The following is a 26,448-nucleotide window of genomic DNA, read 5'->3' as shown; positions in this document are numbered from 1 at the left end:
CGAAAACAGTGTTCGATGTAAGGTATCCTATAGTATCCCTTGCTCCCGCTAAAGCGCAGTAAGGCATTCCTCCTTGTTTGCCGTTGACCTTAAGAGATCGCCATGGCCCGTCCTAGACAGCATGCGCCCGATGCCCTCCACTCGCAGGTCATGCACGCTTGTGATGAGTGGTTGGCTGAGCAGCCAGTCCATGGTCTTTCACTGCGTGCCCTGGCCAGAGACGTTGGCTGTGCCCCTAGTACGCTGCTCAAACTTTATGGCAGCTTCAATAATTTATTACAGCACGTCAATGTTGAAACGCTAGCACGCTTACAGCACACCATCACGAGCCTTGCCGATGATGCTCCCGAGCCATGGCTGCGCTCGCTGGCGCATGCGTACTGGCTATTTGCTGAGCAGGACTGTTATCGCTGGCAGCTGCTTTTTGATTATCCACTAGCGCAAGAGGGTGAGCTTGATCAACGCCAGAGTGATTTGATTGAGGCGCTGTTTACCCAAGTGGAGGCATCGCTAAAATCTTATCAGCCTGCACTGGATGATCTTGAAGCTCGCCGTTTGGGTCGTACCCTGTGGGGCAGTGTTCACGGTTTAGTCCAACTTGGGCTTAATGAGCGTTTAGGCTACTGGCAGGGGCAGCAATTGAAAGTGGATGAGCTGCTGGATCAATTGATGAGCACCATTTTGGCTGGCCTACGTCATCGTGAGGCGGCGACGTGACGGGGTGGGTTAATGCGGCTCGCCAAGTGCTGCGGTGGCTGATTTTTGTTTCAATGCGCCTTTGTTATCGGCTCCAGATCCATGGCCGTCAGCATATCCCCAAGCACGGGGCAGCACTTGTGGTGTGTAACCACGTAAGCTTTATGGATGCCTTGGTGCTCGGCGGCGCGAGTCCCCGGCCTCTGCGTTTTGTGATGGACCAGCCGATTTTTGATTCCCCGTGGTTAAAATGGTGGTTTCAGCTGGTCGGCGCTATTCCTATCGAGTCGGAGCGGCGTAGCCCTGGTGCACTTAGGCGCGCATTGGATGACGTTAGCGCCGCGTTACGCGAGGGACAGGTGGTAATGGTGTTTCCCGAGGGCAGGTTAACTCCGGACGGCGAGATACACGCTTTCCGGCGTGGATTGGAGACGATTCTGGCGCGGGACGATGTGCCGGTGATTCCGGCTGGGTTGGCAGGCCTATGGGGCTCGTGGACATCTCACCATGGGGGCAAGGCGCTAAAGAAGTATCCCAAGCGTTTTCGGGCGCCGGTGAGCCTGCACTTTGGGCCACCGCTCAACCGCTTGGACGCGGATGATATGGCGCTGCGTCGGTTTTTGGAAGCCAGAGTGAGGGCGTTAAAAGCGGCGGCCGATCAGGATCTCGCCAGCCGCCGTTAAGCTTTTTTTTGGGCTATCTCTTAACTCAATCCTTCGCCTTCATTGCCGCCTAACGGCGTGGCGCCCGCAGCTTTTGCCAACAGCGCGCCGAGGTAATGAGATTATCGCGAATCTCTAAGATCTCCATGCGCATATTATCGATCTGCAGGCACGCAGGGCCTTCAGGGAAAGCCTCCAGGTGTTCAAGAATTAAACCATTGAGCGTTTTTGGGCCATCGGTGGGTAACTGCCAGCCAAGCATCTTATTAATTTCGCGAATATTGGCAGTGCCTTCGATGACGTGGCTGCCGTCATCTTGCTGGTGAATCTCTTCGTCTTCAGAAACATCGGTGGTGAACTCGCCAACGATCTCTTCGAGAATATCTTCCAGCGTCACCAAGCCTTCTACGTCGCCATATTCATCCACCACAATGCCAATACGCCGTTTCTGCTTTTGAAAATTGAGCAGTTGGGTATGGAGAGGCGTCGACTCGGGGATGAAGTAAGGTTCCCGGGCCTCTTGAACAATCGATGCCTTAGTGACTTCGTCGCGGGAGAGAAAACGAGCCGCGTTGCGCAAATGCAGCATGCCAATAATATTGTTGATGTCGCCTTTGTAGACGGGTAAACGAGTGTGCTGACTGGTACGAATCTGGGTCAAAATATCCTCAAGGGTGTCATCCAGATCGATGCCCAGCACCTCGTGGCGCGGCACCATAATGTCATTTACAGTGACGTTCTCAAGATCAAGAATCGATAGCAGCATCGCGCGGTGGCGATAGGGAATCAGTGTGCCCGCCTCGTGGACCACCGTGCGCAGCTCGTCACGGGTCAGGCTGTCACCGCCGTTATCCACGCTTTTAACGCCCACCAGCCGGAGCAGGCCGTTAGACATCACGTTGACCAGCCACACCAGCGGGTAAAGCAGCTTTAAAAGCGGCTCAAGGGCGTAGGAGGTGGGGTAGGCGATCCGCTCTGGCTTAATGGCTGCATAAGTCTTCGGCGTTACTTCAGCGAAAATCAGAATAGTAATAGTCAACAGGGCGGTGGAGATGGCTGGTCCCGAGACATCGCCAAAAAAGTGAATGGCAATAATGGTGGCAATGGAGGCCGCCAAGTTATTGACGAAATTGTTACCGATTAGGATAACGCCAATCAGGCGGTCTGGGCGAGTGAGCAGGCGCATGACCCGTTTGGCTCTGCGATCCCCGCTATTGGCCTGATGGCTCAAGCGGTAACGGTTAATCGACATCATGCCGGTTTCAGAGCTGGAGAAGAACGCAGAAAGCAGTATCAGTAAGGCTAGCAGGCCGAACAGTAACCCCAGGGGGAAGTCGTCGCTCAAGTCGAAAAGTCCTTTGTGGCGTATTAGGCTCGATTTGTAGAAGGTGGCGAATGATGTGTCAAGACAACCATAGGCGTGGTTGCACCCCGTTAGCGGTTGAGTCGCTAGCGATTGAGTAAAACCTCAAGTACAAACTTGCTGCCAAAATAAGCCAACACAAGCAGACCACTGCCGCCCAATGTCCAGCGCACGGCGCGCATGCCACGCCAGCCAAACCGGTAGCGACCCACCAATAGTGTCGTGAAGATTACCCAAGCCAGCAGTGACAGCACGGTTTTGTGAGCTAAGTGCTGGGCAAAAAAGTTATCTAGAAAAATAAGGCCACTAACGATAGAGAGCGTTAATAGAATAATCCCCGCCCAGACCAGCTCAAAAAGCACCCGCTCCATGGTGGTTAACGGTGGTAGCGACTGCACAATGCCACGGATATGGTGATGGCGTAGCGCCTGGTTTTGCAGACCAACCAGCACCGCTTGGGCGGCGGCAATCGCTAGTACGGCAAACGCTAGTGCTGAACTTATCGCATGCAATAAAATGCCCGGTGTTAGCCCGGTATGGCCGCCCTGATTGGGCAGCCAAGTGGCGGCGAGAAGCGCAATACCCGCCAGCGGAAACAGCGCAATCCCGGCATTAAGCACCGGTTTAAACAGGCTGGCTACAAGCACGACGTTGACTGCGACCGCCATCAACAATGTGGCGCTGGTGGTAAAGCCGGGCAGTAGCCCAGGGGTTTGGCCGACTAATTTGACCACCACCGGAATGTGCAGCAACAAACCCAGCACGGCGAGCAGGCGTACCATACCCTGACGGGGCGGCACACGCCGGAACAGCGTCATGCCCTGCCAAATCGCAGCCGCAACATAAAGAACAAAAGCAATCGTGGCGAAAGGGAGCGCCTGCATGATGCTATCCGTGCGCCTTGCAGCGCGTTGCTGTGAATAAATAAACGAATTAAGCGTGATTACGACGAAAATCCATCCAACTACTATAACTAATCCTAGCGGCGTCGCCCAGCAGGGTAAACGTACGAAAATAGGCAAGGGTGCTGGATGCCCCCATGGAGACTCAGGGCGTGAGCGCGTATAATCGCCCCACATCAGTCCATGGCGTACGCGCCGACGGCAGTGACGGAGGCAGAGAGGCCCCATGTTCCAGAATCTAAGTGAGCGTCTTTCCCAGACGCTAAAGTCGATTAAGGGTCAGGCTCGCCTGACCGACGACAACATTAAAGACACCTTGCGCGAAGTGCGCCGTGCACTGCTTGAGGCCGACGTTGCATTGCCGGTCATCAAGGAATTCATTGAACGCGTGCGCGAGCGGGCGGTTGGGCAGGAAGTATCCAAAAGCCTGTCACCAGGCCAGCAGTTCGTCAAAATCGTCCAGCAGGAGCTGGAAGCGATTATGGGCGAAGCCAACGACGGCTTTGTGCTTAAGGGTTCCCCCGCCGTTGTATTGATGGCCGGCCTGCAGGGGGCGGGTAAAACCACCTCAGTGGCCAAACTAGCCCGCTACCTGCGCGAGCGCGAGAAGAAGAAAGTATTGGTCGTGTCGGCTGATGTCTACCGCCCGGCGGCCATTGATCAGCTTGAAACGCTGGCGAAAGAGGTCGCGGTGGATTTCTTCCCCTCGAGCTCTGATCAGCAGCCGGTGGTGATTGCCGAAGCGGCCATCAAACATGCCAAGATCCAGTTCCATGATGTGGTGCTGATCGATACCGCTGGTCGTCTGGCAATTGATGACGCCATGATGGCGGAAATTCAGGCGCTACATAAAGCGGTCTCACCTCAAGAGACGCTCTTCGTCGTCGATGCCATGACCGGCCAGGATGCCGCCAATACCGCCAAGGCGTTTAGCGAAGCGCTGCCGCTGACCGGGGTGATCCTGACCAAAGCGGACGGCGATGCCCGCGGCGGTGCGGCGCTATCGGTACGCCATATCACCGGCAAGCCAATCAAATTTATGGGTGTCGGTGAAAAGGTTGACGCCCTCGAGCCGTTCCACCCAGACCGGGTAGCCTCGCGCATCCTGGGCATGGGCGACATGCTGTCGTTGATCGAGGAAGCCGAGCGGACCGTCGATAAATCCAAAGCCGAGCAGTTGGCCAAAAAGGTCAAGAAGGGCGATGGCTTTGATCTGGAAGATTTCCGCGACCAGCTACAGCAGCTCAAGAAAATGGGTGGCATGGGCGGCTTATTAGGCAAGCTGCCCGGCATGGGCCAGATGGCGGAGATGGCCCAAGGCCCTGGTCCTGAGAAAGAGCTCGGCAAGTTAGAAGCGTTGATCAACTCCATGACGCCCAAAGAGCGCCGCAAGCCCGATATTATCAACGGCTCGCGCAAGCGCCGTATTGCTTCGGGTGCTGGCCTGCAAGTGCCTGACCTTAATCGTCTGCTCAAGCAGCATAAACAGATGCAGAAGATGATGAAGAAAGCCGGCCAGAAGGGCGGCATGCAGAAAATGATGCGCGGTATGTCCGGCATGATGGGTGGCGGTGGCCCCGGTGGCCCCGGCGGGCCAGGCGGGCCAGGCGGGCCAGGCGGAATGGGCGGCCCCGGTGGCATGGGCGGAATGGGTGGCCCCGGCGGGTTGCCCCGGCGCTAAAACAACAGTCGAGAAGTGCTGATGCGCTTGGTAAGGTTGACGGCCTATCAGTTTTCTGGCTGTCAGGCTTTCCAAGCCGAGCGCATTTGCGTAGAATGCGGCCTCTTCATGCGTGGGTGTTGCCTAAAATACGTTAAAAACGTAGCGGTAACAGTCTCGGTGAAGGCCTTAATGGCGCTAAGCAGGCTTTGCGCAAGCATAGCGCCAAGAAAACAGCACGACGAGTGTTCCGATAGCGTTAAGCGCTAACAACACACTCTCGTAACCTCAACCGAAGGATAGTTATCGTATGGTTACCATTCGTTTGGCCCGTGGTGGCGCCAAGAAGCGTCCCTTTTACCACCTGACCGTTACAGATTCTCGTAACGCTCGCGACGGTCGTTTCATCGAGCGTATCGGCTTCTTCAACCCGGTTGCCCGTGGTCAGGAAGAGCGTCTGCGCGTTGATCTAGACCGCGTTGTTCACTGGCAGAGCCAAGGCGCCCAGTTGTCTGGTCGTGTTGCTGAGCTGGTTAAAGAAGCACGCAAACAGGCTTAAGCCTGCTTGTTGGATCTGTTGTTTAAACAACATGAATGCTGGGTTAGCTGAGGTCGTCAATGACGCGTTCTGAACTACGTCAAGAACTAAGCCAAACTGACGACACGCATGTGGTGCTAGGCAAGCTGACTAGCCCTTATGGGGTGAAAGGTTGGCTCAAGGTGTACTCCTACACCAGCCCAATGGACAGCATTCTCGAATACCCGGAATGGTGGGTGCGCCAGGGCGAAACCCTGAAGCGCATAAGCATCGTTCAGGGGCGTCGACAAGGTAAGGGAATAGTCGTGCAGCTTGAAGGCGTCGATGACCGTAGTGCGGCGGAAGCACTCGCCCAGACGGATATTTTGATGCCCAAAGAAGCGCTGCCTCAACTTGCTGAAGACGAATACTATTGGCATGAGCTTGAAGGCATGGCGGTCTTCACTCAGGCCGGCGAGCGGTTAGGACGGGTAAGCTACCTGTTTGAAACCGGCGCCAACGATGTCATGGTGGTTCGCGGTGATTCAGACGCAATCGACAAGCGTGAGCGGCTGCTGCCATTTTTGCCAGATGATGTCATTGTCGAAATCAGTTCCCAAGAGGGCCGTATGGTCGTCAACTGGGATCCTGAGTTTTGAGCGAGATGAACAGTGACAGGATGGCCGACTCGATAGAGCCGGACATGGGCAATGAGGTGGTGACGCCTGCCATGTGGATTGGTGTTGTGTCGTTGTTTCCCGAGATGTTCGACGCATTAACGCAACAGGGCGTGGTCGGGCGAGCGGTAGAGAAACAGCGTATCGCACTGGAGTTTTGGAATCCGCGGGATTACGCCACTGACCGCCATCGTAGCGTCGATGATCGCCCCTATGGCGGTGGTCCAGGCATGTTGATGAAAGTCGACACCCTGCGCGCAGCGATTTTTGCGGCTCGTGAGCGGGCACAAAAAGCCACCGGTTTAGTGCCGACGGTGATCTACCTCTCGCCGCAAGGACGAAAGTTGGATCAGCAGGGCGTTCAAGCACTGGCTTCCGCCGGGCCTTTAGTGGTCGTGGCAGGACGCTATGAAGGCATTGATGAACGCGTGGTGGAAAGTGACATCGATGAAGAGTGGTCGATTGGCGACTATGTGCTGAGCGGCGGTGAGCTGCCGGCCATGGTGCTGATCGATGCAGCGGCAAGGCTGATTCCCGGCGTGCTGGGCCATCAGGATTCCGCTGTCGAAGACTCGTTTAATGACGGTCTGTTAGACTGCCCGCACTACACCCGTCCGGAAGTCATTGACGGGCGCCAAGTGCCGGATGTGCTGTTAAGCGGTAATCATGCAGCCATCAAGCGCTGGCGGTTAAAGCAGTCACTCGGCCGTACATGGCAACGTCGTCCCGATCTGTTGGAAGGGCGATCGTTAGATGCCGAACAGCGTAAGCTGTTGAATGAGTTTATCGAAGAACACGCTCTGTCCACTATTTCAGCTAGAACTGAGTAGACCAGAGCGGCGGTGCAGGGCGGGCAAGGCGAGTAGTTTTTAGATAATAGCCAACGCACCTGTGTCACCCATAACGACTCCCGCGTAGCTCGTTTCGAGCGCCGGGATCACGGCTTCCGCCACCCATGATTGAGCGGTCAAGCCAACACGTTATTCAGGAGTATGATGATGAGCAGCAAAAGCAAAGTGATCCAGGCGATCGAATCTGAGCAAATGGGCAAAGAAATTCCCCCCTTTGCCCCCGGCGACACCATTGTCGTTCAGGTAAAAGTAAAAGAAGGCACCCGCGAGCGTCTGCAGGCGTTTGAAGGTGTAGTCATCGGTAAGCGTAACCGTGGCCTTAACTCCGCGTTCACCGTGCGTAAAATTTCACACGGTGTTGGCGTTGAGCGTACCTTCCAGACCTACAGCCCGCTGGTTGACTCGATTGAAGTCAAGCGCCGTGGTGATGTGCGTCAAGCCAAGCTTTACTACCTGCGCGAGCGCAGCGGTCGTTCTGCACGTATCAAGGAAAAGCTGGCTTAAACGCCACTCTTCCGTGGGCGTGCGCTGTGCTTTTTACGCGTCGCGCCCAGATACTAAGACCCCGTCACCGCTTTGCGGGGCGGGGTTTTTTTATCTAAATGCATGTTTATGCCGCTTATCAAAAACGGCTGGAGACTGCTGACGTATGAGCGTTATCGATGCATTTTTAGATGCTCTCTGGCTTGAACAGGGTGCCAGCGACCATACGTTAGCCGCCTACCGGCGTGACTTAACCGCCTGGCAGGAGCATTTGGAAAGCCACGGCGAAGCGCTGCTGGCGCCTCCGCCAGCACGCATCAGCGAATGGTTTGCCAGCCGCCGTGAGCAGGGCTACCAACTGCGTAGCAATGCCCGGCTACTGTCGACGCTGCGTAGTTTCTATCGTTGGGGGCGTTTAAATAATCAAGTAGCGAGCGACCCGCTCACTGATATCAAGCTGCCACGGGTCATTCCTGGCTTGCCTAATACCTTGGAAGAGGATGAGGTAGAGCGTCTGCTATTAGCGCCTGATACAGAGACGCCTTTGGGCGTGCGTGACCGCGCCATGCTGGAGTTACTATACGCCTGCGGCCTGCGGGTATCTGAACTGGTAGGACTCACCGGCGATGCGGTCAACTTGCGCCAAAACGTGGTGCGGGTGCGCGGTAAAGGCGATAAGGATCGCCTGGTGCCGATGGGCGAAGAAGCCGCCGATTGGCTGGCACACTATATGGAAACTGCACGGCTGGATTTAATGAGCGACCCAACACGACCGGCGCTGTTTCCTGGGCGGGGCGACAAAGCGATGACCCGGCAGACGTTTTGGCACCGCATTAAGGTGCATGCCATAACGGCGGGTATTAATCGGCCACTGTCACCGCATACCCTACGCCATGCATTTGCCACCCATTTATTGAATCATGGGGCCAATTTACGGGTCGTACAGCTGCTACTGGGTCATAGTGATTTATCAACGACCCAAATTTATACCCATGTGGCTCAAGCGCGCTTGGAAAGCCTACATGCAGAACATCACCCAAGAGGTTGAACTGATAATGCGTCAACGCCGTTTTTTAGCATTTTCGTTACTGATAGCGGGCAGCCTACTGCCTGCTATTGCTCAAGCCGATGCTGTAGGAGACCGCCTGGCTGAATCACTAAGCGTTAATGGTCAGGCGATGCCCGTGGAAGCGGTCAGCGAAACGCCTATGGATGGCGTTTATCACGTGCGGCTGGAGAGCGGTGAATCCTTCTATTCCAATGCTGATGGTAGCCACTTCCTGGTCGGGGATCTTTACGAAAATGCGCCCGGTGGGCTGATCAATCTAACCGAGCAAGAGCAAAACCAGGAGCGTGCCGATGCGTTAGCGGCCGTACCGGAAAATGAACGCGTTTTGTTCCGCGGTCCTGACGAGCCCAAGGCTACCGTGGTGGTGTTTACCGACCCGACTTGCCCTTACTGCGCGCGCTTGCATGAAACCATTCCCGAACTGAATGAGCGTGGTATCGCTGTTCATTACCTGGCGTTTCCACGTGCTGGCATGGGAAGCCAAGCGGCTACAACGCTCCAGCAGGTGTGGTGCTCGGATAACCGTAGCGAAGCAATGACCCAAGCAAAGGAAGGAGAGGCGATTTCCAGCGCAGCAGACTGCGATAACCCGGTCGCTGGTCAATATGAGCTGGGTAAAGCCTTGGGCGTGCAGGGGACGCCAGCGATAATTTTGCCCGATGGGCAGTTAGTGCCTGGATTTGTGCCCCCAGATCGGCTCACCGCCATGTTAGGCTTGGATGAAGACTGAAACAAACAATAGTGCCGCGTAAAATAGGCGGCACACAACGCTGAGATACAGTTTTAAGACCAGCACCACCAGGTGCACGACACGAAAGGGGAAGTATTTTGAAACCGGTAAGAGTAGGTATTTGTGGTTTAGGCACGGTCGGCGGCGGCACCTTTAATGTGTTGACCCGCAACGCTGACGATATTGCGCGCCGTGCTGGCCGCCCTATTGTGATTGAGCAGGTTGCTCACCGCAGTATTCATCCTGACTGCGATATTACCGGAATCAAGGCCACTTCAGATGTGTTTGAAGTCGCTACTAACCCGAATGTTGATGTTCTGGTGGAGCTGATTGGTGGTTACGATATCGCCCGCGAGCTGGTACTGACCGCTATCGCCAATGGCAAGCATGTCGTCACTGCCAATAAGGCGTTGATTGCTGTACACGGCAACGAAATTTTCAAAGCCGCCCATGAGAAAGGTGTCATCGTGGCGTTTGAAGCTGCGGTTGCCGGTGGTATCCCGGTGATCAAATCGCTGCGTGAAGGCTTGGGTGCCAACCGCATCGAGTGGGTGGCGGGCATCATTAATGGTACCGGTAACTATATTCTTACCCATATGCGCGACGAAGGCCGCGCGTTTGAAGATGTACTCGCAGAAGCCCAGGCGTTGGGTTATGCCGAATCCGATCCCACCTTTGATGTGGAAGGCATCGACGCCGCGCACAAGCTGACGATTTTGGCCTCAATTGCCTACGGCGTGCCGCTGCAGTTTGAGAAGGCCTTCACCGAGGGGATCTCGCGGATTACCGCGGAAGATGTTGAACAGGCCGATAACCTTGGCTATGTGATCAAGCATTTAGGAATCTCCAAGCGCACCGATCAAGGCCTGGAGCTGCGCGTGCACCCCACTCTCATTCCCAAAGAACGACTGCTAGCCAATGTTCATGGTGTGAAAAACGCGATTGCGATTATGGGTGATGCGGTAGGGCCGACACTCTATTATGGTGCCGGTGCAGGCGCTGAGCCGACTGCTTCAGCGGTCGTCGCCGATCTGCTCGACGTGGCGCGGGATATCTCCACCGATCACCACTACCGGGTGCCTTACCTGGCGTTCAGCGGTATTGGTGAAGATGTCAGCCAGTTACCCATCATGCCGATGGAAGACATTACTACCGCCTACTATTTGCGTTTGCTGGCGGTGGATCGTCCTGGTGTGCTGGCGCGGGTGGCCACTATCTTGGCGGAGCAGGGCATCTCTATCGAAGCGTTAATCCAGAAAGAGGCCACCGAAGGTGAGCTGGTCCCTATCATTCTGCTGACGCACCGCACGAAAGAGAAGCAAATGAACGATGCGATTCGTGAAATCGAATCCATGGCCGATATCGCTGGGCCGTTAACACGTATTCGCGTGGAAAGCCTGGACGAAGGGGAGTAAGCCCAAATGCGTTATGTCAGCACGCGTGGCCAGGCGCCCGCGCTCTCGTTTGAAGAAGTGGTGCTCACCGGCATGGCCAGTGACGGTGGGCTGTATGTGCCGGAAACGCTGCCTGAGTTTTCCCGTGAAGAGCTCGCCGAGATGGCCGGGCTCTCCTACGCCGAGATCGCCTTTCGCGTGATGAAGCCGTTCGTCAATGGCGAGATCGATGATGCGACGTTCCGCAGTATCGTTACCGAAGCCTACGCGACGTTCAATCACGATGCGGTCGTGCCGCTTAAGCAGCTAGATGCCAATCACTTCCTGCTCGAGCAGTTTCATGGACCGACGCTCGCGTTTAAAGATGTGGCTCTACAGTTGCTAGGCCGCTTGCTGGATCACTTCCTGAAAAAGCGCGGCGAGCGCGCGGTGATTATGGGTGCCACCTCAGGCGATACCGGCTCGGCGGCGATTGAAGGCTGTCGCCATTGTGACAACCTGGATATCTTTATCCTTCATCCTCACAACCGGGTCTCGGAAGTGCAGCGCCGACAAATGACCTCGGTGCTGGCCAATAACGTCTTTAATATTGCCATCGAGGGCAATTTCGACGATGCCCAGGCGATGGTCAAGGCAAGCTTTGCCGACCAAACGTTCCTCAACGGTACGCGCCTGGTGGCGGTGAATTCGATCAACTGGGCGCGCATCATGGCGCAGATCGTTTACTACGTCGCCTCCGGCGTCGCGCTGGGCGCACCGCACCGCGAGGTGAGCTTCTGCGTGCCGTCCGCCAACTTCGGTAATGTGTTTGCGGGCTATATGGCCTACAAAATGGGCCTGCCGGTGAAGCAGTTCATCATCGCCACCAACGCCAACGACATTTTGCACCGCACGTTGACCGACAACGACTTCTCTAAAAAGGAGCTGGCGGCCACTTTGGCGCCCTCTATGGATATCGTGGTGTCGTCTAACTTTGAGCGCCTGCTGTTTGACGCTTACGATCGCGACGGCTTAGCCGTGGCAGCGCTGCTTGAGCGCTTCCAGCAGGAGCCGACGGTGCTGGCTGATGCTCCCCTGGCCAAGCTACGCGAGAAGTTCGCAAGCTATAGCGTCGACGATGCGACAATACTTGAAGTCATTCGTGATGCTCATAAGCGCACCGGCGAGATGCTCGACCCGCATACAGCCACTGGCTACCGTGCCGCTGAGCGCGCCCGTGCTGATCAATCAACACCGATGATTACCCTGGCGACGGCGCATCCGGCCAAGTTTGCTGAAGCAGTTGTCAAAGCAGGCTTCCCGGGTGTGCCGCTACCGCCGCATATGGAAGACTTGATCGAGCGGGAAGAGCGCTACACGGTACTTCCGGCAGAACTGGCTGTCGTGCAGCAGTACGTTGCGGAAAACCGGCGTTAACACGTTGATGGCAGAGCTACCCCATAACACGCTGTCTGCTAGCACGCTTTCGTTTAGCAAGACCGAGCCACGTTTAGAGCCTCGTCCATTGGATGAGGCGCTTTACGCCCGTGCCCAGGCAGAAGGCTTAAGCGAGCTTCAGGCGCGGCTGTTGGCCTCACGCTTACCCGGCTACAGTGGCGAGTTGGCACCCCTGGTAAAGCCCAGCCTGCGTTATCTGGTTCATCCGGAAAAGCTTGCTGATGGGCGTCGCGCCGCCGAGCGCATCGCCCAGGCGGTTGCCGAAGGCGAGACGATCGGCATTCTCACCGACTACGATGTGGACGGTATTACCTCCCATGTGGTGATCCGGCGCACGTTGGTGGAGCTTTTTGGGGTGCCTGAGGGCAAACTGCATAGCCTGATCGGCCATCGCATTCACGACGGCTACGGGATAAGTTTGCCGCTGGTAGAGCGCACCCTGGCGCAGAAGCCGTTTCCAACGTTAGTGATTACCGCCGACTGCGGCAGCAGTGACGAGCCGCGTATCGCCCGCTTGAAAGCGGCGGGTATTGATGTGGTCGTCAGCGACCACCACGCGCTGCCGGTGGAGGGGCCGCCAAGCTCAGCATTTGCCTGCGTTAATCCTACGCGGGATGATTGCGACTACCCCGACAAAACCATCGCTGGCTGCATGGTGGCGTGGCTGTTGATGTCGCTTGCACGCAGTGTGCTGATTGAGTGGGGCGCGCTATCGGAATCGACGCCCAAGCTTTCGCCCTGGCTCTCTTACGTCGCGCTGGGCACGGTGGCGGATTGTGTCTCCTTGGGTGGCAGCCCCGCTAATCGCGCGGTGGTCAACCATGGGTTAACGCTGATCAATCGCATGGATGCGGCGTGCTGGCGGGCCATGGCTACGCGCTTAGGCGCCGACAGCGTGCCGTTCAACGCTGAAACGTTAGCCTTTCAGATGGGGCCGCGCATCAATGCCCGCTCGCGGCTGGATGACCCCTACGCGGCACTGCACTTCATGCTTGCCGAAAACGATGGCGTTGCCAACCGTCAGCTCGATGTACTGGATCAGGATAATCAGTCCCGCAAAGCGATTGAAGCCGATATGGCTGCCGAGGCACGCACCTTGGCGGCGAGCGCCCTGAGCGCTGATGAGCCCGCTGTGGTGGTGCTGCTGGAGGATGGCCACCCCGGGGTGCAGGGGATTGTCGCCTCGCGTTTGGTGCAGGCTTATGGCCGACCGGCACTGGTGCTCACCCAAGCGGCAGCTCCCGGGATGTTGACGGGATCGGGGCGCTCGATCGACGGGCTGCACCTGCGCGATGCTCTGCAGCGTACCTTTGAGCTTGCGCCCCAGGCGCTGCCGCGCTTTGGTGGCCATAGTGGCGCGGCCGGGGTAGGCGTACCACGCGAACAGCTTGGCGCTTTTAAAGCGGCCTTTCTACAGGCGGTAGGCGAGCAGTTGGAGGGGCGAACCCTCTACCCGCGGCTGTGGACTGACGGCGAACTTTCAACGGCGCAGCTTTCACTGACCACCTTGCAAGAGATCGAGATGCTTGGGCCCTATGGGCGAGAGTTTGATCCGCCGCTGTTTGAAGGCCGCTTTATCATCGAGGCGCTGCGCCCGGTGGGGGCCGAAGGCTCGCACCTGATGCTGGAGCTTTCCACAGGGCCTGTGACCTGCAAAGCGATCTGGTTTCGTGCCTTAACGCCGGGGGAGCTGCCTGGGTTTAACGTGGGCGATACGCTTCATTGCGCCTATAAGCTTAACCGTAACCGCTGGCGCGGCCGCGAAACGCTGCAGTTAATGGTCGAGCATGCCAGCCCAATTTGAGTTGTACATCGCATCATCTACCAACAATTGAAGTAAGGGCGCCCCATGCGCGTGGAAGATTTACCCAAGGACCAGCATCGACCCTACGAAGATGCCATGGCGATGCTGCTGGGCACGTTCTTTGTCGCGCTGGGGGTGACTTTTTACACCCATGCGGTGCTACTCACCGGCAGTACCGCAGGTTTGGCGCTACTGCTCAGCTATATGACCAGCAGTCTCACCGGCTGGGGTTTTGGGGTGTATTTCTTCGCTATCAACCTGCCGTTTTACTATTTGGCGGTTAAACGCATGGGCTGGAGTTTTACCCTGCGCACTTTTGCCGCCATCGGCCTGGTCTCGCTGTTTTCGGAGCTAACCCAAGGCTGGGTGCAGTTTGCCACTGTGCCTTCGCTTTACGCCGCCTTGATGGGCGGCGCACTAATGGGCATAGGCATGCTGATGCTGTTTCGCCACCGCACCAGTCTCGGTGGTATCAATATTCTCGCGCTCTATCTGCAGGATAAACACGGCCTGCGCGCAGGCTACGTTCAACTGGCGATTGATGGCGTCATTTTGCTGATAGCCCTGACGCAGCTGCCGTTGGATCGCGTGGGCTATTCGGTACTAGGGGCGCTGACGCTCAACCTGATTATCGCCCTGAACCATAAGCCAGGGCGCTATATAGGTGTGAGTTAGATAGCATAGGTGTGAGTTAGATGACGTTCAGCTAAGCCAGAACCACCACACAATCAGTGCGATTAACCCCAGGCCTGCCACGTTGATCAATACGCTCATGAGACTTCCTCCTGGCTGGCTTTCCACCGCCGCAAGCGGTTGGCGTTACTCACCACGGTAATAGAAGAGAGCGACATCGCGGCCCCGGCGATCATCGGCGAAAGCAGCGTGCCGGTGAACGGATAAAGTATCCCCGCAGCAATAGGGATGCACAGCACGTTATAACCAAACGCCCCCACCAGGTTCTGCTTAATATTGCGCAATGTGGCGCGGCTGATCTCAATGGCTGACGCCACCCCGTGCAGCGAGCCGCGCATGAGCGTGATTCCAGCGCTCTCGATCGCTACATCGGTGCCTTGGCCAATCGCAAAGCCCACATTTGCTCGGGCCAGCGCAGGGGCGTCATTGATTCCGTCGCCCACCATTCCAACGACTTCCCCTGCCTGTTGACGGCGCTCGATCTCAGCGTGTTTGTCTTCAGGCAACAGGCCCGCCCGATACTCATCAATGCCTACTTCCTGGGCAATGGCTTTGGCGGTGTGCTCATTGTCACCGGTTAGCATAACGATGGTTAACCCGTCTTTCTGTAGGCGTTTTATCGCGGCCACCGTGTCGTGGCGCAGCGGGTCGCTGATGCCAAAAAGCGCGGCCAGCTTGCCGTCCACCGCTAAGTACACCAGCGTACGTGCCTGTGCTTCCAGGGCACGGGCTTGATCTTCACCTGCGTTAAGATCGACCCCTGCCTCCTTAAGCAGACGTGCATTGCCCAGCAGCAGTGCTTTTCCATCAGGCGTCTGGGCTTTCACCCCGCCGCCGGTCACGCTATCGAAATGCTCTATGTCAGCAGCTGGGACATTATTTTCCTGGGCGTAAGTCATCAGCGCCGCCGCCAAGGGGTGCTCAGAGCCACGCTCTAGTGCATGCACTAAACTGAGTGCGGTGGATTGCTCGACGCCAAACATTAGCGCGTCGGTGACGCTTGGCTTGCCCTGGGTAAGCGTGCCGGTCTTATCGACCACCAGCGTGGTGAGTTTGCTGGCGGTTTGCAGCGCCTCGCCGCTGCGTACCAGTACCCCGTGTTCGGCGGCTTTGCCAACGCCGATCATGGTCGAGATGGGCGTGGCCAAGCCCAGTGCGCAGGGGCAGGCAATAATCAGCACGGTGGTCGCCGTGACCAACATATGGATGACTTGGGGAGCAGGTCCCAGGTTGAACCATGCCAGCGCCGTCAGTACGGCAATGATCATTACCGAAGGCACAAACACGCTGGATACCTGGTCGGCTAGCTCGCCAATCGGTGGGCGTGAGTTCTGAGCACTGGCTACCTGTTCGGTAATCTGCCCCAGCCGGGTGTCGGTACCTACCCGTGTTGCTTGATATACCAACCCCCCGCGGCCATTCACCGTGCCCGCGCTGACCTCATCTCCCTCACGCTTCGCGACCGGTAATGGTTCACCGGTGAGCATCGACTCGTCGATATGGCTTTGGCCTTCCATCACTTGGCCATCCACGGGCAGGCGTTCGCCAGGACGCACGCGAACGTGGTCGCCCGTACGCACGGCATCAATCTCAATCTCTTGCTCATGACCGTCGCGAATCACCCGTGCGGTTCGGCTTTGCAAATCAAGCAGGCGCTTTAAGGCATTACTGGTACGGCCTCGGGCGCGTAGCTCCAATGCATTGCCGAGCAGAATTAGCCCAATCACCATGGCGGAGGCTTCAAAATAGATGCCCTGGGCGACGTCCGGCAGCCATGGCGCGAACAGCACGACCGCCATGGAGTACAACCAAGCTGTACCGGTGCCCATGGCGACCAGTGTGTCCATATTGGCTTGGTGGTGTTTAAGGTTCTTCCAGGCATTGACGAAAAAGTGGCGCCCCGGGAAAGCTAGAATGCCCAGGGTGAGCAGGCCAATGGTTAACCAGTAGAGGCGGCCCAGCCCCATCGGGTGAGGGTGGAAAAAGAACATGCTCAACATCAGCGGAACTGCCAGTACCAGCGAAATTGCGCTGCCGCGTAGCCGGCGCTGGTAGGTCTTAGCATCCTGTTCTGCGCGGGTGCGTTCGGCTTCGCGCATATCCACAATCGGTTCTGCCTCATAGCCCACCGCCTTTACGGCGGCGATCAATGCCTGAGGGTCGGCACTGCCAAACACCTGGGCAGAGTGACTGCCAAAATTCACGCTGGCGGTATCGACACCCTCCGTGCGCTCAAGCGCCTTCTGAACACTTTTGACACAGCTGGCGCAGGTCATACCGCTAATTGCCAGCCGCTGTTTCTTGCCTTGCCTTTGAAAAAGGGAACGGGCACCGACGGTTTTTTCAGTATCAGTTTCAGTATCGAAGGCTGCGGGATTTGCTTTGTTAGCCGCTTCGCTTGAGGCTGCTTCCTCTGCCGTCATGTCGGCTGGCGGATAACCAGCATCTTTCAAACGCTGATCAAGATCGGCGTCGGTTAACGTTGATGTAACCTCAAGGCGTTTTTCGCTAGGTGTGCCGATCACCTCGGCGTCAGGGTCGAAATGCTGAATCGCCTCGCGCATGCGCTTAACACAACCTTGGCAGCTCATGCCTGGAATGGTCCGTGTGGCGACGCCAGGGGTGATTGGGTTGGTAGTGTTCAGGCCAGAGGAGTCGCTCATGGGGTCTCCTTGGTAGGCGTTGTGTCAGGAAAGCTTTCAATTAAGCGGCACACACTGTGCCCGTCGGGGGTGCCGTCAGGCATATGCTGCCAACTGGTCAGCGCGTGCTCCATACGTTCGGCGAGTGCCTCAAGTTCAGCAATGCGCGCCCGAATCTGGGGCAGTCGACTGGTGAGTAGATCACGTACTAATGGGCACGGGGAATCGCCTTGGTCGGCGTGGGTCAGAATGTCGCGAATTTCAGCCACGCTAAAGCCTAGCTTGCGTGCCCGCTGAATAAAGCGCAGCCGCTCTAAGTCGGTGTCTGAAAAAAGTTGGTAGCCATTATCAGGGTGCCGCTGGGGGGCAAGAAGCTGCTCACGAGCGTAATGGCGCACGGTTTCAGCGGTAACACCGCCCCGTTTTGCAAGCTCGTTAACTTTCATGGCCTATTCTCCTGACCGGTTAAATAATAGTCGATTAAGTGTAAAACCTATGGGTAACCCATAGGTCAAGTGGCTTTTGACCGTCGGGTAGTCTGTAAGCCAAAATGACTAAAACACTGATTTAAAACGACCGTGCGACTAATGTATAAGGTAAAAATGAAATAAAACGAACGTTTGCCCTTGATCCTTTGGCGCAGTTGCGAGAAAACAGTCATGTAGAAAATAACGAGGGGTGGATCGACGATATCCACCGGATCATCGGGAAGAGAGGCCCACTATGAATAATAAATTTAATAAGCTCACCCTGGCGGCTGCCATCACAGCCGCCTTCGCCAGCCAAGCCCACGCGGGCGGGTATCAAATCAATGAGCAGAGCGTGAGTGGGCAGGGCTACGGCCATGCAGGACGCAGCTCAAACGTTCATGATGCCACGATTGTTTACGGCAACCCGGCAGGGATGTCGTTTTTAGACCGTGCGCAGTTTACGGCGGGTGCTACGTATTTAAACGTGAATAGTGATATTTCTAATGTGGAAGCTAATCGCACATTATTAGCACCCACGGGTGCCCAAGTGCCAGTAGGCGCCATTCCTGGTGGTAACGAAGGCGATATGGTTCCGGGCACCCCCATTCCCTTTGCTTTCTATGCGCATCCTGTGACTGATCAGCTGGCTTTTGGTTTTGGCGTATATGCGCCATTTGGTTCAAAAACTGATTACGAAGATGATTTCCAGGGACGCTATTTTGGCGACTATACCGAAGTTAAAGTGGTCAGTGCACAGCCTACTGTCTCTTACCGCTTTAATGACCAGTGGTCAGTAGGTGTTGGTGTTACCTACAATCAAGTAGAAGGTGAGCTTCGCCGTCAAATTCCAAGTGGTCTTGATTATGATCCTGCTACTGATATTGATTCTCGCGTGGACGGTGAAGACGAAGCCTGGGGTTATAACTTAGGCGTTATCTATCGGCCGATACCCGAAACCACCTTGGGCCTGACTTACCGTTCGAAAGTTGACTATGAACTGGAAGGCGATTTCAGTGCTACTGACCCGTTGGGGAATGTGGTCCTGTCAGACTCCGCCAACCTTGACTTGACTACTCCGGAAACGATCAATTTCTCGCTAACCCAGCAGATGACTGACCGTCTTAAACTGATGTTCGGGGCATCATGGGTACGTTGGAGTCACTTCGATAACATTACTGTCACCGGAGACACTATTCCTAGCATTACCCAGGAACTTCAAAACTACGAGAATGCCTGGGCCTTTGCCACCGGTGGTGAGTATCAGTTAACGAACACATTAGCGCTCCGTGCCGGGGTAAGTTTAGACTTTACGCCGTCCAACGATGAAGATCGTAGCGTGCGTATTCCTTCGGATGATCGGCGTATTTTTTCATTAGGAGCAGGCTGGAGCCCTACACCTGATTTGACCGTCGATGTTGCTTACTCCTACCTGACCGAGCGTGGAACAACGGTTGACCAAAGCCGTGCTGATTTACTAGGCGGGGCGGGTGGAGCAACCTACTCAGCCGACTACAAAAACGAAGCCCACGGCTTCGGCGCACAGCTAACCTATCGCTTCTAAGCTTTAATAGATAAGCACTAAAAGCTTATCTCCAATGAAACCCGGCAACCGTCGGGTTTTTTATTGCCTAGGAGTGGGCCATTAGATGCGGGACGTGTTGGCTTTCGTTACACTAGGCGCTTTTCGAATCGTACACCTCTGTAGGCTGTATGATCCGATGTAGACCAAGCTAGGGCGATCCCATGTTGGAAACCAATCCGATTCACAACCAGCTCAAGGACCTGTCTGAGCGGACAGACGTTCTTAGGGGGTATCTTTGACTATGCCGAGAAGAAAGATCGGCTAGAAGAGGTCACCCGCGAACTGGAAGACCCCCATGTCTGGAACGACCCAGACTACGCGCAGAAGTTAGGTAAAGAGCGCGCCTCCCTCGAAGCCATTGTGGCCACCATTGATGATCTGGAGCAGGGCCTGGGCGACAGCCGGGATCTGTTGGAGCTAGCTGAAATGGAAGAGGACGAAGGCACTGTCGAAGAAGTACGTCAAGAACTGGATAGCATGCAGGCCGCGTTAGAAAAGCTTGAGTTTCGGCGCATGTTCTCCGGTGATATGGACCAAAATAACGCTTATTTGGATATTCAGTCCGGCTCCGGTGGTACCGAAGCCCAGGATTGGGCCAATATTTTGCTGCGCATGTATCTGCGCTGGGCGGAGAGCCACGGCTTCAAAGCCGATATCACCGAGATCTCGGCGGGCGAAGTGGCGGGCATCAAGTCGGCGACGGTACACGTTCAGGGCGACTACGCTTTTGGCTGGCTGCGCACCGAAACCGGTGTGCACCGCCTTGTGCGCAAAAGCCCGTTCGATTCCGGTGGCCGTCGGCATACTTCTTTTGCGTCGGTATTCCTGTCACCGGAAATCGATGACAGTTTCGAGGTCGAAATTAATCCCTCGGACTTGCGGGTTGATACCTACCGCTCAAGTGGCGCGGGCGGCCAGCACGTTAACACTACCGATTCAGCAGTGCGGATTACCCACGAACCGACAGGCATTGTCGTGGCCTGCCAGGGGCAGCGTAGCCAGCACGCTAACCGCGACTTTGCCATGAAGCAGTTAAAAGCGCGGCTGTGGGAACACGAAATGCAAAAGCGCAACGCCGCCAAGCAGGAGGCTGAAGACTCCAAGGCTGATATCGGCTGGGGCAGCCAGATTCGCTCTTACGTACTGGATGATCAGCGCATCAAGGATCTGCGTACCAGCGTGCAGTCCAGTAACTGCGATAAAGTGCTCGACGGGGATATTGATCAATTTATCGTCGCCAGCTTGAAGCAAGGTTTGTAATCTTTTTAGCGTTTGAACATGAACAGGGTGCCCCATGGCTAACCAAGACGCGTCTGCTGCAGACAACGAAAACCACCTGATCGCCGAGCGCCGTACCAAGTTGGCGGCTCGTCGCGAGCGTGCCGCTGAGCAGGGAAAGAGTGCGTTTCCCAATGATTTTCGCCGCGACAGCTTAACCGTTGAGCTGCAAAACGCCTTTGGCGATAAAGACAAAGCCGAGCTTGAAGCGTTGGATCACCACGCCTCGGTGGCAGGTCGCGTGATGCGCCAACGCGGCCCCTTTATTGTTATTCAGGATGTGGCCGGCCAAATCCAGCTCTACGTGGATAAAAAAGGCTTGCCCCCTGAGGTGCTTGAAGACGTTAAGAGCTGGGATATTGGTGATATCGTCGCCGCCCACGGGCCGGTGCATAAATCCGGCAAGGGCGATCTGTACGTGATGATGAAAGAGGCTCAACTGCTCACCAAGAGCCTGCGCCCGCTGCCGGATAAGTTTCACGGCCTCACTGATATGGAAGCCCGCTATCGCCAGCGCTATGTGGATCTGATCATGAACCCGCAGTCGCGCAAGGTGTTTGAAACTCGTGCAGCGGTGATCAGCTCCATGCGTCGCTTCTTTGAAGCGCGCGGCTTTATGGAAGTCGAAACGCCGATGCTCCAGCCGATTCCTGGCGGCGCAGCGGCACGCCCCTTTATCACCCATCACAATGCGCTGGATATCGACATGTATCTGCGTATTGCGCCGGAGCTTTATCTCAAGCGCTTGGTGGTGGGCGGTTTTGAAAAAGTCTTTGAAATTAATCGCAATTTCCGCAACGAAGGGTTATCAACGCGCCACAATCCAGAATTCACCATGGTGGAGTTTTACTGGGCGTACGCGGATTACCGCGACCTGCTCGATATGACCGAAGCGATGCTGCGCACCGCCGCTGAAGAAGTCCTCGGTAGCTCGGTGATCGAGTACCAGGGCGCGAGCTACGATTTCGGCAAACCGTTTGCCCGTTTGACGCTGCGCCAAGCGATACTGGATCACGGTGAAGGCATTGCCGACAGTGATTTGGATTCATTGGAGGCGGCGCGAGCCACCGCTGAGAAACTGGGCATCAAGTTCAAAGAGAGCTGGGGCCTGGGCAAGGTGCAAACCGAGATTTTTGAAGAGGTGGCCGAGCATAAGCTCGACCAGCCGACTTTTATCACCGAATACCCGGCTGAAGTGAGCCCTCTGGCGCGGCGTAACGACGCTAACCCCTTCGTCACCGACCGTTTCGAGTTCTTTGTCGGTGGTCGCGAAATCGCTAATGGTTTCTCGGAGCTCAATGACGCCGAAGACCAAGCAGAGCGCTTCCGCGCCCAGTCAGCGGAAAAAGACGCTGGCGACCTGGAGGCGATGTACTACGATGCGGATTACGTGCGTGCGTTGGAGTACGGTATGCCGCCGACGGCGGGTGAGGGTATTGGGATTGATCGCCTGGTGATGCTGTTTACCGACAGCCCTTCCATTCGTGATGTACTGCTGTTCCCAGCGATGCGCCCTGAATTGGGTTAAACCATTCAATAGCGGATGAAAAGTTGGTAAGGGCGCGTTATAGCGCCCATAATGGTCAACGTTTCGACGGCGAGGAGAATCCCATGAAACTGCTTAACCGCTCCGCACTGAGCGTCAGGCCGACCCAGCCCTTTGTGGACTGGATCAACGCGCTGGAACCCACCATGGGAGACGACGACCTGACCCTGGACGACGTCGAACGTGAAAGTACCATTTACCTGATTCCAGAGATGGATACCCCGGAAGCGCTGGAAACCTTTGTGCGTGATCGCTACGTGGAAATTCTCGAGACTGAACTACGCGCTTGGGAAGAGGATGAGCGCCAGTGGCCAGATAAGATCGATTGGGCGCTGTTTCAAGAATTTGTGCGCGTTGAGCATAGCTATCTAGCGATCGATTTGGACGACGAAACAGCCCTTGAAATTTCTGAAGTCGATGATGCCCTGCTACTCGACAATGAACAGGATTAGCGTGCTAATATTTTAAGCAAGCTAATTTCTGCCTGCGCGGCTGTTTAATGACAGTTAGCGAGCGTACTTCGAAACCGGCTTAGGCCGGTTTCTTTGTTTTAAAAATAATGATTTTGAAAGCAATTTTTTGCAAGTGATTGTTTTTAAAATCAATCGTTGGAAGAAGATTGTGTTGACCGTTTTCGTTTAGCAACACGCCTGCCTAGGAACTTTTGCATGCGACTGTTTGAAACCCGTCCCGGTGACGATGGTCTGCCTGGGCCAGAACGTGCCTTGGCCGTGCTGGCGCTAGTGACCGGCACCTTGATGGCGGTGGTCGACACCACCATGATCAATTTAGCCCTGCCCACCATCGCCGCGGATTTAAACGTGCCGGCCTCCCGTGCCGTTTGGATTACTAACCTTTTTCAGGTTGTCTGTGCCGCGTTTTTGCTCGTATTTGCAGGCATCAGTGAATTGATCACGCGTCGTAGGCTCTACCTATTTGGGCTAGCCACCTTTGTCGCTGCGGCACTGGGAGCAGCGCTATCGCGCAATCTGGAAACGCTGCTGGTATTCCGTGCCTTTCAGGGGCTGGGAGCTGCCGCCACGCTTTCTATCGGTCCGTCGCTGTACCGGGCTATTTTTCCCTCGCGCCTGCTGGGCAGCGCGCTGGGCTTAAGTGCACTGGTGGTTGCTGGCGGTTACGCTGCCGGGCCCACGTTAAGTGGTGTTATTCTATCATTCGCCGACTGGCCCTGGCTGTTTGCCTTAAATGTGCCACTGGGGCTCTGCTCGCTATGGCTGGCCAAGCGTGCCTTGCCGCAAGAGGCGCGTAGGCAAGGCAGCTTCGATGTGGCAGGGGCGCTGCTCTCAATCGTTATGCTGGCGAGCTTTTTTATCGCCATGGACGCCGTCAGTCACGCGGCGCCCATTTGGCAAAGCGGTGGCTGGGCGCTACTGGCGGTGCTGGCCTGTGGCGGGTTTATTGCTCGCCAGCGTCGGGCGCCTTATCCATTGCTGCCGCTAAGTGTGTTTGCCGAGCCGCGCTTTACGTTGGCGGTCTCTGCCTCTGGGCTCGCCTTTATTGGCCAGGGTCTTACGTTTGTGACGCTGTCGTTTTTCTACCAGGAGCAGATGGGGTTTTCACCTCTGGAAACCGCTTGGCTATTTACCCCATGGCCGCTGGCGATCATGCTCGTTGGCCCTGTCGCGGGGCGCCTAGCCGACCATATCAATCCCAGTATCCTCTCCAGCACAGGGCTTGGGCTACTGATCGTTGGCCTGGTTGCGCTGGCGCTAGTCGATGAGTCGATCGGGGTGGCAGGGAGCTTATGGCGCACCGCGCTATGCGGCATTGGGTTTGGGCTGTTCCAGCCACCCAATAACCGCGAAATGATGGGCAGTCTGCCGCCGGAGCGCAGCGCCAACGTTTCTGGCGTGATGAGCACTACTCGCACCGTGGGGCAGTCGTTCGGCGTTGCCTTGGTCGGTGCAGCGCTGGCGCTGGGGTGGCCTGTCCAGGTAACACTCTGGCTGGGGGCGGGCACGACGCTACTGGCGCTTCTGGCAAGCGTGGCACGTATGCCGCTGGCAAAGCGTGCATTACACGCTCGTCGGGCATCGTCTGCTGGGCAGTAAGCGCGTACAATAAAACGGTTTGTGATCTCAAGGAGAACCCCATGACGCTGCAGACACAGATTGAGCAGAAGTTAGCGGCACTAGCGCCCGACGTGCTGCAGGTTGAAAACGAAAGCCACATGCACAATGTGCCCGCCAATTCTGAAACGCACTTTAAAGTGACGCTGGTGAGCGATAGCTTTGACGGCCTGATGCCGGTCAAACGCCATCAAAAGATATATGCACTGTTGGCCGATGAGCTGTCAGGCCCGGTACATGCCTTGGCGATGCATCTCTATACGCCTAGCGAGTGGCAGGCACGTGGCGGTGAACGACCTAATTCCCCTAACTGTCGCGGCGGCGGAAAGTGAACCAGGAGGTTATTCGGCGCCACTATTTGGAGGCCATGGGCATTACCGCCTGGGCCTCGAAATACCAGTTGCCTAATGCGCTGCCTACCCAAGCCTGTGAGTGGGAGGAGTCTACGTCTGCCCCGATGCCCCCACGGGAACGGCTTCAGGCATTGCTGGATGATGCCCCTGCGCCAAGGCGAAAAGCGCCTGAGTCTCAGCCAGCCGAGGCTATCGCCTCGCCCTCGGCGGTACGCGCGCTGTTGTTGAATGAGTTAAATGATAAATCCGGTTCAGAAAAACAGGGCCAGGTAAAACAGAACCACGTCAAACAAAGCCAAGCCAAGCAGGTTGATGCTCAATCTGTTACAGCTGAGCCCGCTGCTGACGCAACACCCGCTGCACCAGCCAAGCCCCTTAAGTTCTCCCTTTCCTGTCTATGCCTTAATGGCCGCTGGTTGGTACTGCAGGCGGGCGAAATGAGTTCGCTTGAACAGCAGCTACTTGCCAACCTGCTACAGGCCGCCGGTATTCAGCAGGGCGAATTGCCAGAAGTAGCGCACTTTACGTGGCCGCAAATGGCCAATGCCTTTGCCGTTGAGGATCCGCTTGATGAAGCACGTGAAGGCCTAGCGGCCTTTATTGCGGGTCGTGTTAGTCGTCAGGACTGGCAGCTTGAGCGGCTACTTTGGTGGGGAGAACTAGGCGCTGAGCAAGCGCCGCTGGATCGTATACTGAACGTGAGCGAAGACCAGAGCCATACGCTCTCGCTACCCGTATGGCAGGGGCCAGCCCTTGGTTCGCTGCTTGACGGTACCATTAGTAAGCGTGAGCTGTGGCCAGCACTGCAAGCGCTAAGCCAGCAATGGAAGAATGATAATCCGACAGCCGCTGAGCCAACAGTTGATGGTCACTGAACTGAGCATTGAGCATCTAGGCTTGCTAACGGCACTTGAGCGTCAGGCGCTAAGCGGCACCTCCGACTCACAAATGCTTGAAGCGCTGGGTAATGACGATGTCTGTGTGCTGGGCTGGTGGCAGAATAGGAACTTGCAGGGCTATGCCATTGTGACAAGGTTACCGTTTGAAGCAGAACTGCAGGCGATCGGGGTCTTGCCTGAATGCCGGCGAAGTGGCGCGGGCTTTGCGTTGATGGAAGCCGTTTTAGCGAAGGCTGAATGCTGGTCAAGTGAGCGGCTATTGCTTGAAGTGCGGGTGGGTAATCTGAGCGCTATTCGACTCTATAAGCGCAGCGGGTTTAGCGAAGATGGGATCCGCAAGGGCTACTATCCACCGCTACCATCGCAAGCCGCAGCCGGACGTGAGGATGCGCTGCTGATGTCCCAGGTGCTTTAGGGCAGCAGCGCATTTGTCCTGAGGTTAGGACGTGCTGGAGGTTTCCAGGCTCTCAAATTTGCTCAGTAGGCCATTGAGGCGGCGCTCCCACTCTTCACGCTCCTCTTTGAGCTTGGCGTTTTCACCGCGCAGCTCCTCATTTTCCAGTTTCATCATTTCCAGCGCGTCAACGGTATCAGTGACTTTCTGTTCAAGCTGATTAAAGAGTTCCAGGCTCATGTATGCCTCCATAGCG

26 protein-coding genes are annotated in these 26,448 nt (G+C 56.1%); 21 read left to right on the top strand and 5 right to left on the bottom strand.

The window, feature by feature from the left end:
* Positions 1 to 102: 102 nt before the first annotated feature.
* Together ACUVOF_RS04435 and ACUVOF_RS04430 are read left to right on the top strand one after the other, a co-directional pair.
* Positions 103 to 717, top strand: a complete 615-nt coding sequence (locus ACUVOF_RS04435) for a TetR/AcrR family transcriptional regulator (RefSeq protein ID WP_113268459.1) — start codon at positions 103 to 105, stop codon at positions 715 to 717.
* Positions 714 to 1,379 carry a 1-acyl-sn-glycerol-3-phosphate acyltransferase gene (locus tag ACUVOF_RS04430; RefSeq protein ID WP_447043191.1) on the top strand — a complete coding sequence of 222 codons (666 nt, stop codon included), beginning with the start codon at positions 714 to 716 and terminating at the stop codon, positions 1,377 to 1,379. The genes ACUVOF_RS04435 and ACUVOF_RS04430 overlap by 4 nt, the downstream gene beginning before the upstream one ends.
* A gap of 49 nt (positions 1,380 to 1,428) precedes the next feature.
* Here ACUVOF_RS04430 and ACUVOF_RS04425 read toward each other — a convergent pair whose 3' ends face one another.
* Both ACUVOF_RS04425 and ACUVOF_RS04420 read right to left on the bottom strand, forming a co-directional pair.
* Positions 1,429 to 2,703 carry an HlyC/CorC family transporter gene (locus tag ACUVOF_RS04425; protein WP_113268461.1) on the bottom strand — a complete coding sequence of 425 codons (1,275 nt, stop codon included), beginning with the start codon at positions 2,701 to 2,703 and terminating at the stop codon, positions 1,429 to 1,431.
* Between the two features lie 104 nt (positions 2,704 to 2,807).
* Positions 2,808 to 3,605, bottom strand: coding sequence for a cytochrome C assembly family protein (locus ACUVOF_RS04420; RefSeq protein ID WP_447043190.1), 798 nt, complete (start codon positions 3,603 to 3,605; stop codon positions 2,808 to 2,810).
* 244 nt (positions 3,606 to 3,849) lie between these two features.
* On the opposite strand from ACUVOF_RS04420, the gene ffh reads away from it, so the two are divergent.
* The 11 genes from ffh to ACUVOF_RS04365 all read left to right on the top strand — a co-directional run bounded on the left by ffh (position 3,850) and on the right by ACUVOF_RS04365 (position 14,920).
* The gene (gene ffh / locus ACUVOF_RS04415) at positions 3,850 to 5,304 is read left to right on the top strand and encodes a signal recognition particle protein (protein ID WP_447043189.1); all 1,455 of its coding nucleotides are present in this window, start codon (positions 3,850 to 3,852) and stop codon (positions 5,302 to 5,304) included.
* Between the two features lie 289 nt (positions 5,305 to 5,593).
* The gene (gene rpsP, locus ACUVOF_RS04410) at positions 5,594 to 5,842 is read left to right on the top strand and encodes a 30S ribosomal protein S16 (protein ID WP_007111767.1); all 249 of its coding nucleotides are present in this window, start codon (positions 5,594 to 5,596) and stop codon (positions 5,840 to 5,842) included.
* A 59-nt stretch (positions 5,843 to 5,901) separates the two neighbouring features.
* A complete protein-coding gene (gene rimM, locus ACUVOF_RS04405; protein WP_447043188.1) occupies positions 5,902 to 6,459 on the top strand; it encodes a ribosome maturation factor RimM in 558 nt (185 codons plus the stop codon).
* 71 nt (positions 6,460 to 6,530) lie between these two features.
* Positions 6,531 to 7,307, top strand: a complete 777-nt coding sequence (gene trmD, locus ACUVOF_RS04400; RefSeq protein WP_113268884.1) for a tRNA (guanosine(37)-N1)-methyltransferase TrmD — start codon at positions 6,531 to 6,533, stop codon at positions 7,305 to 7,307.
* Between the two features lie 168 nt (positions 7,308 to 7,475).
* Positions 7,476 to 7,832, top strand: coding sequence for a 50S ribosomal protein L19 (gene rplS, locus ACUVOF_RS04395; RefSeq protein ID WP_027957738.1), 357 nt, complete (start codon positions 7,476 to 7,478; stop codon positions 7,830 to 7,832).
* A gap of 145 nt (positions 7,833 to 7,977) precedes the next feature.
* Complete coding sequence (gene xerD, locus ACUVOF_RS04390; protein ID WP_447043187.1) at positions 7,978 to 8,859, top strand: site-specific tyrosine recombinase XerD; 882 nt, start codon at positions 7,978 to 7,980, stop codon at positions 8,857 to 8,859.
* Entirely contained in the window at positions 8,834 to 9,610 is a 777-nt protein-coding gene (locus ACUVOF_RS04385; protein WP_447043186.1) for a DsbC family protein, read from the top strand. Before xerD ends, ACUVOF_RS04385 begins: the two co-directional genes overlap by 26 nt.
* Before the next feature lie 98 nt (positions 9,611 to 9,708).
* Positions 9,709 to 11,025 carry a homoserine dehydrogenase gene (locus ACUVOF_RS04380; RefSeq protein ID WP_113268466.1) on the top strand — a complete coding sequence of 439 codons (1,317 nt, stop codon included), beginning with the start codon at positions 9,709 to 9,711 and terminating at the stop codon, positions 11,023 to 11,025.
* 6 nt (positions 11,026 to 11,031) lie between these two features.
* Entirely contained in the window at positions 11,032 to 12,420 is a 1,389-nt protein-coding gene (gene thrC, locus ACUVOF_RS04375) for a threonine synthase (protein ID WP_447043185.1), read from the top strand.
* 7 nt (positions 12,421 to 12,427) lie between these two features.
* A complete protein-coding gene (locus tag ACUVOF_RS04370; protein WP_447043184.1) occupies positions 12,428 to 14,245 on the top strand; it encodes a single-stranded-DNA-specific exonuclease RecJ in 1,818 nt (605 codons plus the stop codon).
* 45 nt (positions 14,246 to 14,290) lie between these two features.
* Entirely contained in the window at positions 14,291 to 14,920 is a 630-nt protein-coding gene (locus ACUVOF_RS04365) for a YitT family protein (RefSeq protein WP_447043183.1), read from the top strand.
* A 95-nt stretch (positions 14,921 to 15,015) separates the two neighbouring features.
* Here the strand turns inward: ACUVOF_RS04365 and ACUVOF_RS04360 are convergent, their stop codons facing one another.
* Together ACUVOF_RS04360 and ACUVOF_RS04355 are read right to left on the bottom strand one after the other, a co-directional pair.
* Positions 15,016 to 17,601, bottom strand: a complete 2,586-nt coding sequence (locus tag ACUVOF_RS04360; protein WP_447043182.1) for a heavy metal translocating P-type ATPase — start codon at positions 17,599 to 17,601, stop codon at positions 15,016 to 15,018.
* Positions 17,598 to 18,026, bottom strand: a complete 429-nt coding sequence (locus ACUVOF_RS04355) for a MerR family transcriptional regulator (RefSeq protein ID WP_447043181.1) — start codon at positions 18,024 to 18,026, stop codon at positions 17,598 to 17,600. The genes ACUVOF_RS04360 and ACUVOF_RS04355 overlap by 4 nt, the downstream gene beginning before the upstream one ends.
* A 277-nt stretch (positions 18,027 to 18,303) precedes the next feature.
* Between ACUVOF_RS04355 and ACUVOF_RS04350 the strand changes: the two genes are divergently transcribed.
* The 8 genes from ACUVOF_RS04350 (at position 18,304) to ACUVOF_RS04315 (ending at position 26,213) form a co-directional block, all read left to right on the top strand.
* Complete coding sequence (locus ACUVOF_RS04350) at positions 18,304 to 19,611, top strand: OmpP1/FadL family transporter (RefSeq protein WP_447043180.1); 1,308 nt, start codon at positions 18,304 to 18,306, stop codon at positions 19,609 to 19,611.
* Between the two features lie 182 nt (positions 19,612 to 19,793).
* Positions 19,794 to 20,892, top strand: a protein-coding gene (prfB, locus tag ACUVOF_RS04345) for a peptide chain release factor 2 (RefSeq protein WP_447043179.1) whose coding sequence is annotated in 2 segments (ribosomal slippage) — positions 19,794 to 19,868 and positions 19,870 to 20,892 — 1,098 coding nt in all. Because the reading frame shifts where the segments join, the coding sequence is not laid out codon by codon here.
* 34 nt (positions 20,893 to 20,926) lie between these two features.
* Complete coding sequence (gene lysS / locus ACUVOF_RS04340; RefSeq protein WP_447043178.1) at positions 20,927 to 22,438, top strand: lysine--tRNA ligase; 1,512 nt, start codon at positions 20,927 to 20,929, stop codon at positions 22,436 to 22,438.
* A gap of 83 nt (positions 22,439 to 22,521) precedes the next feature.
* Positions 22,522 to 22,908, top strand: a complete 387-nt coding sequence (locus tag ACUVOF_RS04335) for a hypothetical protein (RefSeq protein ID WP_447043177.1) — start codon at positions 22,522 to 22,524, stop codon at positions 22,906 to 22,908.
* A 216-nt stretch (positions 22,909 to 23,124) separates the two neighbouring features.
* Positions 23,125 to 24,528: an MFS transporter gene (locus tag ACUVOF_RS04330; RefSeq protein ID WP_447043176.1), complete on the top strand. Its 1,404-nt coding sequence runs from the start codon at positions 23,125 to 23,127 to the stop codon at positions 24,526 to 24,528.
* A gap of 41 nt (positions 24,529 to 24,569) precedes the next feature.
* On the top strand, positions 24,570 to 24,878 hold the full coding sequence (locus ACUVOF_RS04325) for a BolA family protein (protein ID WP_113268476.1): 309 nt from the start codon (positions 24,570 to 24,572) through the stop codon (positions 24,876 to 24,878).
* Positions 24,875 to 25,774, top strand: coding sequence for a hypothetical protein (locus ACUVOF_RS04320; RefSeq protein ID WP_447043175.1), 900 nt, complete (start codon positions 24,875 to 24,877; stop codon positions 25,772 to 25,774). Before ACUVOF_RS04325 ends, ACUVOF_RS04320 begins: the two co-directional genes overlap by 4 nt.
* Entirely contained in the window at positions 25,764 to 26,213 is a 450-nt protein-coding gene (locus ACUVOF_RS04315; RefSeq protein ID WP_447043237.1) for a GNAT family N-acetyltransferase, read from the top strand. The genes ACUVOF_RS04320 and ACUVOF_RS04315 overlap by 11 nt, the downstream gene beginning before the upstream one ends.
* 24 nt (positions 26,214 to 26,237) lie before the next feature.
* On the opposite strand, the gene zapB is transcribed toward ACUVOF_RS04315, so the two are convergent.
* Complete coding sequence (zapB, locus tag ACUVOF_RS04310; protein WP_113268479.1) at positions 26,238 to 26,432, bottom strand: cell division protein ZapB; 195 nt, start codon at positions 26,430 to 26,432, stop codon at positions 26,238 to 26,240.
* Positions 26,433 to 26,448: the final 16 nt, after the last annotated feature.

Source organism: Vreelandella sp. H-I2, from assembly GCF_052959335.1.
Note: the sequence above shows the minus strand (reverse complement) of the source record. Positions and strands in the feature narration are given on the sequence as shown.